This is a genomic window from Streptomyces sp. NPDC085460, assembly GCF_044541975.1.
Taxonomy (GTDB): Bacteria; Actinomycetota; Actinomycetes; order Streptomycetales; family Streptomycetaceae; genus Streptomyces.
The window spans coordinates 496223-509990 of sequence record NZ_JBITTO010000004.1 but is presented as its reverse complement, the minus strand read 5'-3'; the positions used below and the strand labels follow the sequence as shown (position 1 = coordinate 509990).

General features: G+C 73.8%; 10 protein-coding genes. 5 read left to right on the top strand and 5 right to left on the bottom strand.

Annotated elements, in window-relative coordinates; genetic code table 11:
* Positions 1-7: 7 nt before the first annotated feature.
* Entirely contained in the window at positions 8-1498 is a 1491-nt protein-coding gene (locus tag ACIGHB_RS13375) for a long-chain fatty acid--CoA ligase (protein WP_399912571.1), read from the bottom strand.
* A 186-nt stretch (positions 1499-1684) separates the two neighbouring features.
* Between ACIGHB_RS13375 and ACIGHB_RS13370 the strand changes: the two genes are divergently transcribed.
* The 4 genes from ACIGHB_RS13370 to ACIGHB_RS13355 all read left to right on the top strand — a co-directional run bounded on the left by ACIGHB_RS13370 (position 1685) and on the right by ACIGHB_RS13355 (position 8322).
* A complete protein-coding gene (locus tag ACIGHB_RS13370; RefSeq protein ID WP_399912568.1) occupies positions 1685-3118 on the top strand; it encodes a PucR family transcriptional regulator in 1434 nt (477 codons plus the stop codon).
* A gap of 9 nt (positions 3119-3127) precedes the next feature.
* Positions 3128-3754: a YigZ family protein gene (locus ACIGHB_RS13365; protein WP_399912565.1), complete on the top strand. Its 627-nt coding sequence runs from the start codon at positions 3128-3130 to the stop codon at positions 3752-3754.
* A gap of 339 nt (positions 3755-4093) precedes the next feature.
* Entirely contained in the window at positions 4094-5269 is a 1176-nt protein-coding gene (locus ACIGHB_RS13360) for an exonuclease SbcCD subunit D (RefSeq protein WP_399912562.1), read from the top strand.
* Positions 5266-8322, top strand: a complete 3057-nt coding sequence (locus ACIGHB_RS13355) for an AAA family ATPase (RefSeq protein ID WP_399912559.1) — start codon at positions 5266-5268, stop codon at positions 8320-8322. The genes ACIGHB_RS13360 and ACIGHB_RS13355 overlap by 4 nt, the downstream gene beginning before the upstream one ends.
* Before the next feature lie 14 nt (positions 8323-8336).
* On the opposite strand, the gene ACIGHB_RS13350 is transcribed toward ACIGHB_RS13355, so the two are convergent.
* From ACIGHB_RS13350 to ACIGHB_RS13340, 3 genes are all read right to left on the bottom strand, one after another.
* The gene (locus ACIGHB_RS13350; protein WP_388879093.1) at positions 8337-8783 is read right to left on the bottom strand and encodes an Lrp/AsnC family transcriptional regulator; all 447 of its coding nucleotides are present in this window, start codon (positions 8781-8783) and stop codon (positions 8337-8339) included.
* Positions 8784-8866: 83 nt separating this feature from the next.
* Positions 8867-10567 carry a DUF885 domain-containing protein gene (locus tag ACIGHB_RS13345; RefSeq protein WP_399912556.1) on the bottom strand — a complete coding sequence of 567 codons (1701 nt, stop codon included), beginning with the start codon at positions 10565-10567 and terminating at the stop codon, positions 8867-8869.
* A 49-nt stretch (positions 10568-10616) separates the two neighbouring features.
* Positions 10617-11114 (bottom strand): Lrp/AsnC family transcriptional regulator, encoded by a 498-nt coding sequence (locus tag ACIGHB_RS13340; protein ID WP_360313304.1) that lies wholly within the window; start codon positions 11112-11114, stop codon positions 10617-10619.
* 83 nt (positions 11115-11197) lie between these two features.
* On the opposite strand from ACIGHB_RS13340, the gene ACIGHB_RS13335 reads away from it, so the two are divergent.
* On the top strand, positions 11198-12400 hold the full coding sequence (locus ACIGHB_RS13335) for a trans-sulfuration enzyme family protein (protein WP_399912553.1): 1203 nt from the start codon (positions 11198-11200) through the stop codon (positions 12398-12400).
* Here ACIGHB_RS13335 and ACIGHB_RS13330 read toward each other — a convergent pair.
* On the bottom strand, positions 12327-13736 hold the full coding sequence (locus ACIGHB_RS13330; protein WP_399912550.1) for a GNAT family N-acetyltransferase: 1410 nt from the start codon (positions 13734-13736) through the stop codon (positions 12327-12329). The two genes, ACIGHB_RS13335 and ACIGHB_RS13330, sit on opposite strands and share 74 nt — an antisense overlap.
* Between the last annotated feature and the right edge of the window lie 32 nt (positions 13737-13768).

Below are 13768 nucleotides of genomic sequence, written 5' to 3'. Positions count from 1 at the left end.
CGAGTGGTCAGGAGGCGGGCGTCGTCAGAGCGCGCTTGAGGACCTTGCCGGTCGGACCGAGCGGCAGCGCGTCGACGAAGCGGACGATCCGCGGATACTTGTGGCGGCCGAGGCGCTCGCGCGCCCAGTCGACGAGTTCGTCCTCCGTGACGGGGGAGGCGCCCTCACGGCGTACCACCACCGCGCACACCTCCTCGCCCTTCGCGTCGTCGGGCACGCCGACCACGGCGACCTCGGACACCGACGGGTGCCGGACCAGGACCTCCTCGACCTCGCGCGGATAGATGTTGAAGCCGCCGCGGATCACCAGGTCCTTCTTCCGGTCCACGATCCGCAGGAAGCCGTCCTCGTCGCGCGCGCCCAGGTCGCCCGTGCGGAACCAGCCGTCCACGACGGCCGCCGCCGTCGCCTCCGGGTCGTCGAGGTAGCCGGCGAACACGTTGTGCCCCCGCACCACCACCTCTCCGACCTCGCCGTCAGGCAGCAGCCGGATCGCGCCCTCGACCGCCGCGTCCGCCACACCGATCTCCACTCCCCACACGGGGTGCCCCACGGTGCCGGGGCGACGTCCGAGGTGCGGCTGGTTGAACGTGGCCACCGGCGAGGTCTCCGTCAGGCCGTACCCCTCCAGGATCTGCGTCCGGAAGGTCTCCTCGAAGCGCTCCAGCACCGCGACCGGCAGCGCCGCGCCACCGGAGACGGCCGCCCGCAGCGCCTCCGGACGCCGTTCGGACACCGCCGCCGCCTCCACGAGGGCGTGGTACATCGTCGGCACGCCCATGAACACCGTCACGCCCTCGTCGGCCAGCACCTCCAGCGCCGCCGGCCCGCTGAACCTGGGCATCAGCACAAGAGTGGCTCCCTGGCGCAGCGTCCCGTTCATCGCACACGTCTGCCCGTAACTGTGGAACAGCGGCAGGCAGCCGAGGACGACGTCGTCCGCGCCGAGGCCGAGCAGATCCTGCGAGGTCACGGCGGCGTTCATGACGATGTTGAGATGGGTCAGCCGGGCACCCTTGGGGCGCCCGGTCGTCCCGCTCGTGTAGAGGATCACCGCCGTGTCGGACGGCTCCGCGGGCTCCACGGCGGCCAGCGGCTCCGGTGCCGACGGCGCGCCCTGGAGCGCGCGCACGCCGGCCGCCCGCGCCGCCTCGTCGGCGACCGGCCACAACGGACCGCCGCTCACGATCGCGACCGCGCCACTGTGCTCCAGCACAAAACGCACCTCGTCGGCGACGAGGAGCGCGTGCACCGGCACGACGGTCGCGCCGACGGCGAGCGCGCCGTAGTAGACGCGCAGGAACTCCGTCGTGTTCGGCAGCAGCACCGCCACCCGGTCGCCCGGCTTCACCCCCGCCTCGCGCAGCCCGGCGGCGCAGCGCAGCGCCGCGTCCCACAGCTCGCGGTAGGTGAACCGGCTCGCGCCCTCGACGACGGCGATCCGGTCCGGGAAGTGACGGGCGGACTCGCCCAATACGCCGGCGACGCTCAGTGACATGACACGCTCCAGAGACGTGGAGTTGACGGCGGTGTCAACATTCCGTGACACGGCACAGAATCGATCGTGGAAGTACCGCCAGGCCATGTGCAGACGCCCACCGTGTGGGTTCCCCGGGTGGGCATCGGCCCCTCGGCCGCTTCCGGAACGTGGCAATCGCCAAAGCGCGGCGCTACGGTGCCAGCCATGACGCCCAGCCCGCCCGGCGCCCCCGACCCCTCGTCCGACCGTCGGACGGGCCCCTCGTCGCCTCCTTCGCCCGACACGTCGGGCACACCCCGCAAACACACCCCGCTCGGATCGGCCGGCGGCTCCGCCGCCCTGCGCCGGGCCCTCGCCGCCGCACTCCTCGCCGACGTCGACCGGCTCACCGACCGGGCCGTCGACGACATCCGCGCCCACTCCGGCACGTACGCCTCGGGCGACCCCGTCACCCGCGAGGACCTGTGGGCGATCTGCCGCGACAACCTGCTCCGGGCCCTGGAGGACTTCGGCGGGCTCGCCCCGACCGGAGGCGACTTCGAGGGCGCGGCCCGCGAGACCGGCCGCCGCCGCGCCGAACAGGGCGTCCCTCTCGACACCGTCCTCCAGGCGTACCGGCGCGGCGGGCGGATCCTGTGGCAGGTCATGGCCGAACACCTGCGCACCCGCACCGGCCGCGAGACGGACCACCGCGACCTGGAGCTCGACATGGCCGGCGCCGTCTGGGAGACCATCGACCGCTACTCGGTCGCGATGGCCGACGCGTACCGCCTCGGACAGCTGGAGCTCCAGAACCGCCAGGACACCCGCCGTGCCGCGCTCTTCGAGGCACTCCTCGACGGCCGCGCCGACGATCCCGCCGTCGCGGGTGCCGCGGCCGCCGCGCTGGGCGTGCCCGTCCAGGACCGTTACGTCGTCGTGGTCGCCACCCAGGACCCGGCGGCGCCGCCGCACCCGGCCCCTGTCCTGGAGGCCCAGGGCCTGTGGTCGTTCTGGCGTCCGCGCTCCGGCCGGTACGCCGGTCTCGTCCGCCTCCCGCGCCGTGACACGTCCGCCGGCCGGAGGCCGGCCCCGCCCGGTGCCCTCCTCGATTCGCCGCTGCGCCGCCTCCTCGCCGCGCTCCGCGAACGCACCGGCGCCACCGCGGGAGTCTCGCCCGAGTTCGAACGCCTCGACCAGGCCGGCCGCGCCCTCCGACTGGCCGAGCAGACCCTCCGTACCCTCCCCGCCGGCAGCGGCGAGGCCGCCGTCTTCGACGCACGCCTCACGGAGGTGCTGCTGAGCGGGCGCCCCGACATCGCGGAGCGCATCGTCACCGTCCACCTCGGGCCCGTCCTCATCACCGGCGGCGAACGCAACGCCCTCCTGACCACCCTCCGCGTCTGGCTCGACCACGGCTGCTCGGCCTCCCGCGCGGCGGAACTCCTCTACTGCCACCGCAACACCGTGCTCAACCGCATCGGACGCGTCGCCGAGCTCACCGGCCGCTCCAGCGAATCCGGCGAAGCACGTCTCGGTTGGGCACTTGCCCTGCGCGCGCTGCCCTACGTCGGCCTCCCCGACTCCCCGGGGGCCACCCCCGGCACGGTGGAGCCGTCCGGTCCGGGCGGCGCGGAACGAGAGGCGTACGGCACGTAGGCTGGCGGAATGCAGGAGCAGTACCGCACGCTGGCCCGCGAGGGCGTCCACGAGACCGAGATCAACCGATCGCGCTTCCTCTGTGCACTCGCACCGGTCGCCGACGAGCGCGAGGCGCAGGAGTTCGTCGCGCGCATCCGCCGTGAGCACCCCACGGCCACGCACAACTGTTTCGCGTACGTCATCGGCGCCGACGCGTCCGTCCAGAAGGCGAGCGACGATGGCGAACCCGGCGGCACGGCCGGCGTCCCCATGCTCCAGATGCTGCTGCGCCGTGAGATGCGGTACGTCGCCGCCGTCGTCACCCGGTACTACGGCGGCGTGAAGCTCGGCGCGGGCGGCCTCATCCGCGCCTACGGCGGCGTCGTCGGCGAGGCACTCGACGCCCTCGGCACCATCACCCGGCAGCGATACCGGCTCGCCACCGTCACCGTCGACCACCAGCGGGCCGGAAAACTGGAGAACGACCTCCGCTCCACCGGCCGCGCCGTGCGGGACGTGCGGTACGCCGAAGCCGTCACCATCGAGATCGGCCTCCCCGACGCCGACGTGCCCGCCTTCCAGGCGTGGCTCGCCGACGTGACCGCCGGCACCGCCGGGATGGAACTGGGCGGCGAGGCGTACGGCGACGCCTGACCCGCCCGCCGCCCTCCCGCCACACTCGTACGGTCCCTACGCAGACGGCCTCCTCCCCACCCGGCCTGCCCACCCCGCCTGCCCACCCCGCCTCCGCACTCACCCCGCCGCCCCGCCCGCATCTCCCCGGTGTGGCCCCGCCCACCACCCCCGCCGGGTTAGCGTGGTGGCCACACACGAACAGACCCGGAACCAGCGCGCACGCGCACGCCGTGCACACGCACGCGCGCCGCGCCTGTGCACTTGCACACCGCTTGCACCGCTGCACACCGAGCGCGGCGCGAGGTTCCGGACATCAGGGGCGAGGAGCGGCACGCGCATGCGGGGTGGGACGACGACGTGAGGTTCCTGCACACCTCGGACTGGCACCTCGGCCGGTCCTTCCACCGCGTCGGCCTCCTCGGCGCCCAGGCCGCCTTCCTCGACCACCTCGTCGCCACCGTCCGCGACCGCGAGGTGGACGCCGTCCTCGTCGCCGGCGACGTCTACGACCGCGCCGTGCCGCCGCTGCCCGCCGTCGAGCTCTTCGACCGCGCGCTGCACCGCCTCGCCGAGGCCGGCGTGCCCACCGTCATGATCTCCGGCAACCACGACTCCGCCCGCCGCCTCGGCGTCGGCGCCGGACTCCTCGGCCGCGCCGGCATCCACCTCCGTACCGACCCCGCCGGCATCGGCATCCCCGTCGTCCTGGCCGACGCCCACGGCGAGGTCGCCCTCTACGGCCTGCCGTACCTGGAGCCGGCGCTCGTACGCGAGCAGCTCGGCGCGGAGAAGTCCGGCCACGAGGCGGTGCTCTCCGCCGCCATGGGCCGGGTCCGCGCCGACCTCGCCGGCCGGCCGACCGGCACCCGTTCCGTCGTCCTCGCCCACGCCTTCGTCGCCGGCGGCGCGCCCAGCGACAGCGAGCGGGACATCACCGTCGGCGGAGTCGCCGCCGTCCCCACCACCGTCTTCGACGGCGTCGACTACGTGGCGCTCGGCCACCTCCACGGCTCCCAGACCCTCACCCCGCGCGTGCGGTACTCGGGCTCCCCGCTCGCCTACTCCTTCTCCGAGGTCGACCACCGCAAGACGATGTGGCTGATCGACCTGGGCGCCGACGGCAGCGTCACCGCCGCCGAACGCGTCGACTGTCCCGTGCCCCGCCCCCTCGCCCGGCTCCGCGGCCGGCTCGACGAGCTTCTAGCCGACCCCGCGCACGACCGGCACCAGGAGTCCTGGATCGAGGCCACCCTCACCGATCCCGTACGCCCCCACGACCCGATGGCCCGGCTCACCGCGCGCTTCCCGCACACCCTCAACCTCGTGTTCGAGCCCGAGCGCGCCGACGCCGAGTCCCTCGCCTCCTACGCCCAACGCCTGCGCGGCCGCAGCGACCAGCAGATCGCCGAGGACTTCGTCAGCCACGTCCGCGCGGGCGGCGCACTCGACACCGCGGAACGGACCGTGCTGTACGGCGCCTTCGACGACGTACGCGTCGACGCCGCCACCACCGAGCGGGAGGCGGGACGATGAGGCTGCACCGGCTGGAGATCACCGCCTTCGGTCCCTTCGGGACCACCCAGACCGTCGACTTCGACGCGCTGTCCACGGCCGGACTCTTCCTCCTCCACGGCCCCACCGGCGCCGGCAAGACGTCCGTCCTCGACGCCGTCTGCTTCGCCCTGTACGGGAGCGTGCCCGGCGCCCGACAGGCCCCCGGCACCACCCTCCGCAGCGACCACGCGCCCGCCGGCACGCTCACCGAGGTGCTGCTCGACCTCACCGTCGGCGGCCGCCGCCTGGAGATCAGGCGCAGTCCCGCACAACTCCGCCCCAAGAAGCGCGGCGGAGGTTTCACCACCGAGAAGGCGCAGAGCACCCTGCGCGAGTACGACCCCGCCACGCGCGCGTGGACCGGCCTCAGCAGGTCCCACCAGGAGATCGGCGAGGAGATCACCCAGCTCCTCGGCATGAGCCGGGAGCAGTTCTGCCAGGTCGTCCTGCTGCCGCAGGGCGACTTCGCCCGCTTCCTGCGTGCCGACGCCGAGGCCCGCGGCAGACTCCTCGGCCGCCTCTTCGACACGCGCCGCTTCGCCGCCGTCGAGGAACGCCTCGCCGAGCTGCGGCGGGCCGCCGCCCACCGCGTCGAGGAGGGCGACGCCCGGCTCCTCGCCCTCGCCCACCGCATGGCCCAGGCCGCCGAAGGACTCCCCGCCGCGCGCACCCCCGTCGACGGCAAGCCCGGCGAGCCCGGCCTCGCCGACGCCGTCCTCGGCTGGGCGGCCCTCGCCCGCACCGAGGCCCACGAGGCCGCCGACATCGCCTCCGTACGCCTCGCCGCCGCCGAACACGCCGAGGCCCGCGCCCGCGCCGCGGCGGGACACGCCCGGGACCTCGCCGCACGGCAGGCCCGCCACGCCGAGGCACTGCGCCGCCGCGAGGCCCTCACCGCCCGGATCCCCGAGCGCGACCGCGATCAGCACGCCCTCGACCTCGCCCTCAGGGCCGACCGGGTCGCCCCCGCCCTCGCCCTGCGCCACGAGGCGGACCGCGAGCACGCCGGGGCGCTGGCCGCCCGGGGTTCGGCGCGATCGCTGCTGCCGCCCGACCTCGCCGAGGCCCCGGCCGAACAGCTCTCCACCCTGGAGAACCGGCTCCGCGAGGACCTGGGCGGCCTCGCCGCCGCCCGCCGCGCCGAAGCCCGCGCCGCCGCGCTCGCCGAGGAGCGGACCCTCCTCGAACGGGAGGCCCGCGCCGACGAGGACGCCCTCCAGGAGGCCAACGGCTGGCTCGCCGACTGGGAACCCCGGCGCGCCGCCCTCCAGCAGCGCATCGACACCGCGCAAGAGGCCGCCGCCCGGGCCGAACAACTCGCCGGCCGGCTCGAACCCCTCCGCCACCGGCTCGCCGCCGCCCGCCGCCGCGACAGCCTCGCCCGTACGCTGACCGAGGCCGAGGAGCGGTACGCCGCCGCCCGCGAGCACCGCAACACGGCGCACGAGACCTGGCTCGACCTCAAGTCCCGCCGCCTGCGCGGCATCGCCGCCGAACTCGCCGCCACCCTCACGGACGGCGACCCCTGCCAGGTCTGCGGCTCCACCAGCCACCCGGCTCCGACCCCCACCACCGCAGACCACGTCGACCGGGCCGCCGAGGAGACCGCGTACGCCCGCTACACCCAGGCCGACGAGACCAGCCGCGCCGCCGAACGCGAACTCGCCGGCACCCGCGAAGCCCTCGCCGCGGCCCGCGACGAGGTTCAGTCACTGGCCTCCCCCGAAGCCTCCCCGGAACATTCCGAAGTCCAGCCGACGGTCGCCGAGCTCACCGACGAGACGGAGGAGCTGACCGCCCGCCACGCCGAGGCGTACGCGCTCGCCGCCCAGACCCACGCCGCGCGCGAAGCGCTCGCGCGTGCCGAGCGCGAACACGAGGAGAGGGCAACTGCCCAACGGGAGGCCGAGCGACGCGTCGCCGCCCGTACCTCGCACCGCGACAGCGTCGAGCGGCAGCGGGCCGAACTCGCCGAGGAGCTGACCCGTGGCCGTGGCGAGTTCGCCACGGTGGCCGAACACGCCGGCGTGCTGGAGCGCCGCATCGCCCTCCTGGTCGACGCGGCCGGAGCCGTACGAGCGGAGGAGCTCGCCGCCGACCGCCTCAAGAAGGCAGATGCCCAACTCGCCGACGCCGCGTACCGGGCCGGGTTCACCACCCCCGCCGAAGCGGCCGCCGCCCTCCTCGACGAGCACGGTCGCCGCGCGCGGCAGCACCGGCTCGACGTCTGGCAGGCGGAGGCCGCGGCCGTCGCCGACCGGCTCGCCGAACCCGGCGTAGAGGAGGCGGCCGCCCTCCCGCCCGCCGAGCCGGCCACCGCCGACGCCGTCCACACGGCCGCCGAGCGCACCCTGCGCGCCGCCGCGGCGGGACTCGCCGCCGCGCGCGAACGCGTCACCGGCCTCGCCGGCCTCGCCCGCCAGGCCGAGACGGAAGTACGGCGCCTGGGCCCGCTGCGTACCGAACACGACCGGGTAGCGCGGCTCGCCGCGCTCACCGCCGGCACCTCCGCCGAGAACGAGCGGCGGATGCGCCTGGAGGCGTACGTCCTCGCCGCCCGTCTCGAACAGGTCGCCGCGGCCGCCTCCGCGCGCCTCCAGCGGATGTCCTCCGGCCGCTACACCCTCGTCCACTCCGACGCCCGCGCCGGCGCCCGGCGCAGCGGCCTCGGGCTGCACGTCGTCGACGCCTGGACCGGCAACGAACGCGACACCGCGACCCTCTCCGGCGGAGAGACGTTCTTCGCCTCGCTCGCGCTCGCGCTCGGCCTCGCCGACGTCGTCACGGACGAGGCCGGTGGCGTCCGCCTCGACACCCTCTTCATCGACGAGGGCTTCGGCAGCCTCGACGACCAGACCCTCGACGAGGTCCTCGACGTCCTCGACTCCCTCCGCGAGCGGGACCGGAGCGTGGGCATCGTCAGCCACGTCGCCGACCTGCGCCGCCGCATTCCGGTCCAACTGGAGGTCACCAAGGACCGTGGTGGCTCGGCCGTCCGCCTCCGCACCGGCGGCGAGGGCCTCGGCGGCTGACCCGGTCGAGGGTCTCAGCGGCTGACGGCGCGGCGGGGGAGCGGTGAGGAGTAGACGATGCTCGTCGTCACCGAGCCGAGCGTGCCGATCTTTCCGGAGATCTCCTCCAGGTGGCGCATCGAACGGGCGGCGACCTTGATCACGAAGCAGTCGTCGCCGGTGACGTGATGCGCCTCCAGCACCTCGGGAGTGGCGGCGACCAGATCGTGGAAGGGCTTGTAGTTGCCGGTGGGGTAGCGGAGCCGTACGAAGGCGAGAATCGGCAGCCCGAGCCGCTCGTGGTCCACCACGGCGGTGTACCCGGTGATCACCCCGGCCTCCTCCAGGCGCCGCACCCGCTCCGTCACCGCCGACGGCGACATCGACACGGCGCGGGCGAGCTCCGCGTAACTGGCACGGCCCTGGGCCTGGAGCGCGTCGAGGATGCGCCAGTCGGTGGCGTCCGGGGCGTAGTCGTTCAGCGGAGCGTTCATAGGAGTGGAGCCAACAGGGATTTCCCCGGCGGATCAAGCCGTCCGCCGGGGAAACCTGCCGTGTGGTGCGGTCAGAGCCGGGAGATCTCGTCCACGAGATCGTCCAGACCGAGCGGACCCTGGCTCAGCGCCGCCATGTGCCACGCCTTCGCGTCAAAGGCGTCGCCGTGCGCCGCGCGCGCCCGCTCGCGGCCGAGCAGCCACGCCCGCTCGCCCAGCTTGTAGCCGATCGCCTGCCCCGGCATCGACAGGTACCGCGTCAGCTCGCTTTCCACGAAGGCCGGCGGCCGGCTGCTGTGCCGCTGGAAGAACTCCTGCGCCAGCTCCGGCGTCCACCGCTCGCCCGGGTGGAACGGCGAGTCCGCCGGGATCTCCAGCTCCAGGTGCATGCCGATGTCGACGATCACCCGGCAGGCCCGCATCATCTGCGCGTCCAGGTAGCCGAGCCGCCGCTCCGGATCCGGCAGGAAGCCGAGCTCGTCCATCAGCCGCTCCGCGTACAGCGCCCAGCCCTCCGCGTTGGCGCTGACCATGCCGATGGTGGCCTGGTAGCGGGAGAGGCTCTCGGCGACGTGCACCCACTGCGCGATCTGGAGGTGATGGCCGGGCACGCCCTCGTGGTACCAGGTCGACACCAGGTCGTACACGGGGAACCGGGTCTGGCCGTCCACCGGCAGCCAGGTGCGGCCGGGACGGGAGAAGTCCTCGGAGGGGCCGGTGTAGTACGGGGCAGCGGCGCCGCCCGCCGGCGCGATGCGCGACTCCACCTTGCGCACCCGCTCGGCGAGTTCGAAGTGGGTGCCGTCCAGCGCGTCGATCGCCTCGTCCATCAGCTGCTGGAGCCACTCACGGACCTCGTCGACGCCCTCGATGTGCGTGCCGTGGTCGTCGAGGTGGGCCAGCGCGGCCCACGGGTCGGAGCCGGGCAGGATCCGGTCGGCCTCGGTGACCATCTCACCGTGCAGCCGGTGGTACTCGGACCAGCCGTAGGCGTACGCCTGGTCGAGGTCCAGGTCCGTGCCGTTGAAGAACCGGCTCCAGCGGCGGTAGCGCTCACGGCCCACGGTGTCGGGCGCGTCGGCGACGGCGGGGGCGTACACCTCGCGCATCCAGTCCCGCAGAGAGGCGACGGCGCCGTTCGCCTCGCCGGCGGCAGCGGCCAGCTCGGTACGCAGCTCCTCCGAGAGCGAGTCGGGGCGGGCCGCGGCGTACTGCTCGAACCAGCCCGGTTCGCCGTCGCGGCCGGCCCAGTCCGTGAGCTGGCCGATGAAGGTGGCGGTGGCGCGCGGCCCGCCGAACAGCTTGCGCTCCAGACCGAGCGCGAGCGACGCCCGGTACCCCTCGAACGCGGCCGGCACGGCGCGCAGCCGCTGGGCCACGGCCGCCCAGTCGTCCTCGGTCTCGGTGGGCATCACGGTGAAGACGATCCGGACGCTGTGCACGGGCGACCGCATGTTGCTGACCGCGCACAGGCCCTCGTCGGCGTCGTGCACGGCCAGTTCGGCGGTGAGCCGCTCCCGGAGCAGGCGGGCGCAGCGCCGCTCGGCGTCGCTGTCCGCGCCCGGGGTCCGCTCGGCCTCGTCGAGCAGAGCGAGGGTCCGGCGGGCGAGCTCGGCCACGGCCTCCTGGCCTTCGGGGGAGAAGTCGGGAAGCCGGCCGGCGCTCTCCCGGACACCCAGATGGGTGCCGGTGATCGGGTCGAGGGCGATGAGGTCGTCGACGAAGGCGTCGGCGACCTGGCGGGGGAGATGGCTGCGGGAACTCTCTGGCATGTGTCTCATCCTGATGCCTGCGTCGGCCTCCCGTCACCCTCGATCGGCGTCACACGGCTGACAAGGACGGTCCCGCGCCCGGTGGCATCAGCGGTCCGCAGTCCCACTGCTGGAAGATCAGCCGGGTCTCGACCCGCGCCACCTCGCGCTGCGAGGTGAACTCGTCGAGGACGAGTCGTTGCAGGTCAGAAGGGTCGGAGACGGCCACGTGCACGAGGTAATCGTCGGGTCCGGTGAGGTGGAAGAGCGCCCGGGACTCGGGCAGGGCCCGGATCCGGTCGACGAACGGACCGATCAGTTCCCGTCGGTGGGGCCGGACCTGTACGAGAAGCAGCGCTTCCAGGCCGCGACCGAGTTTGGCCGGATCCAATCGCAGTTGGTGCCCGAGTACGACGCCGGTGCGGCGGAGTCGTGCCACTCGGTCCAGGCAGGTGGAGGGCGCGACGCCGACTTCGGCGGCGAGCTCGCGGTAGGTGGTCCGGGCGTCGTTCTGCAGAAGGCGGAGAATGTGCAGATCGACCGCGTCCAGTACGACAGATTCGGCCATCAGCCGAACGTAGCACGGACATTCGATGCTACTTCCGGGTATCCGTTCACAGTGCCGCCATGGACGCCATGGATCACGCACCTATGGATCACGCCCCTTCGGCCACCCCGAGGGCACTCGCCACCGAAGCCGTGCACGCCGGCCGGGAAGACCTCGCCGCGCTCGGGGTGCACGCCCCGCCGCTCGACCTGTCCACCACCTACCCGTCGTACGACGCCCGGGCGGAGGCGGCCCGCATCGACGAGTTCGCCGCCACCGGCGCCCGCCTCGAAGGCCCGCCCGTCTACGCCCGCCTCGACAACCCGACCGTGGCCCGCTTCGAGGAGGCGCTGGCCCGGCTGGAGGGAACCGAGGCGGCCGTGGCCTTCGCGAGCGGCATGGCCGCCCTGACCGCGGTCCTGCTGGCCCGCGCGAGCCAGGGCCTGCGCCACGTCGTCGCGGTCCGTCCGCTGTACGGCTGCAGCGACCACCTCCTGGACGCGGGGCTGCTCGGCACCGAGGTGACCTGGACCGACCCGGCGGGCGTGGCCGACGCGATCCGCCCGGACACCGGTCTCGTGATGGTCGAGTCCCCGGCCAACCCGACCCTGGCCGAGGTCGACATCCGTGCCGTCGCCCACTCCTGCGGTTCGGTCCCGCTCCTCGTCGACAACACCTTCGCGACCCCGGTCCTGCAGCGCCCGGCGGGTCTCGGCGCCCGCGTCGTCCTGCACAGCGCCACCAAGTACCTGGGCGGGCACGGAGATGTCATGGGCGGAGTCGTTGCCTGCGACGAGGAGTTCGCCCGCGAACTCCGTCGCGTGCGCTTCGCGACGGGAGGAGTCCTCCACCCGCTCGCCGGCTATCTGCTGCTCCGGGGGCTTTCCACCCTCCCGGTACGCGTCCGGGCCGCGTCGGCGACGGCCGCGGAGCTGGTACGGCGCCTGGCCGGCGACCCGCGGATCGCCCGCGTCCACTACCCGGCGATCGGCGGGGCGATGGTCGCCTTCGAGGTGTACGGCGAGCCGCACGAGGTGATCGCCGGAGTCCGGCTGATCACGCCGGCGGTCAGCCTGGGCAGCGTCGACACTCTGATTCAGCACCCGGCTTCCATCAGCCATCGCATCGTGCACGAGGGCGACCGCCGGGCCGCCGGCGTCAGCGACCGGCTGCTGCGCATGTCCGTGGGGCTGGAGGAGGTCGAGGATCTGTGGCGCGACCTGACCCAGGCGCTCAGCGCTCGCTCTGCCGTGCCTGCTGCTGCGACCGCTCGCCCCGTCGCGGTGCCGAGTCCAGCCGAGCGGTGATCACCAGCGTTCCCTCCTCGATCTGGTAGTCGAGGGGGAGGTTCAGCGCCCGCATGGCGGCGACCATGCCCGTGTTGGACGCCTGGGTCACGGCGTAGACGCTCTCGCATCCGTCCTCCTCGGCCATGGCCACGAGTCGGCCGAGGAGTTCGGAGCCGATCCCGCGCCGCTGCCAGTCGTCCTCGACCAGGAGCGCGACCTCGGTCTCGTCACCGTCCCACAGCAGGTGCCCAAGGGCGACGAGGCGTCCGGACGCGGTCTGCACGGCGAGGGTGCGTCCGAACCGCGGGCTGAGCAGATGGTCGAGATAGCGGTCCGCGTCGCCGACGGGACCGTGGTAGCGCAGGCTCAGCGTGCGTGCCGAGCAGCGGTCGTGCATGGCCCGCGCGGCCACGAGGTCGCGCTGGTCGGCGCGGCGGACGGTGATCTCGTTTCCCTCGGGCAGCGTGAGCACGTCCTGGCTTCGCGGCACGCGCGGGCCGAGTCGCGCGTCGAGTTCGACGAGAGCACGGGCACGCGCGAACTCGGTCGGTGTGAAGGGAAGGTAGGGCCGCTCGATCAGCAGCGTGCCGCCGCGGGGGTCACGCAGCTTCATGACGGTCTCTTCGAGCACGCCCTCGACGGGGGCCTGCTCACCGGTGGGGCGGCCGGTGAGCGAGACGGCCGGCACGGAGTGCAGGGTGCACCGGCCGAGAAGCTGACGGAGTGCGAGAGGCAGTTCGGCGGCGTCGAGGGCGGTTCGTGTGGCGAGGCCGAGTACGCGGGTGGGGGTGTCCACCAGGTCGTGGGTGTCGGCCCGTTCGGTCCAGGTGTCACGGCCGCCCGCGGCCGCGATCTCGTGGGCGAGATGGCCGGCGGAGAGGTGGGCCGGGGCGCGGAGCAGGAACTCGTCGACGGTGCCCGCCGTCAGCGGGTGGGTCTGGAGCGTCAGGATGTCCACGCCGAGCCGCGCGAGCACCGTGCAGAGCGCGGCCAGACTGCCCGGGGTGTCGTCGACCGTCGTCCGCATCCGCCACAGCACGGTCTCGACTGCCTCCGGGGCCTCGTTCGGAGCCGGCTCCGCGTCCGGTCCCGTGTGCTCGTCGAGGACGGGCACGGCCGGGGTGACGGGTGGCGCATGACTGTGCCTTCGTGCCCACCACGTGTGGAATCCGGCGGTGGCGACCAGCGCGATGGCCGAGAACACCAGGAGGTAGGGGCCCTCGGGGCCCTTCACGATGGTCTTGGCGATCGTGTCGGCCACCACCACGGCGGTGAACAGGGCCGCGAGCTCGATCAGGTCGTGCCGCCAGTGGTGCGGGCGGCGGGTGCTCTTCGAGGACGTCACATCGGTCATGACTTCACTGTGACCGAGAGGTGTTGCGTGAT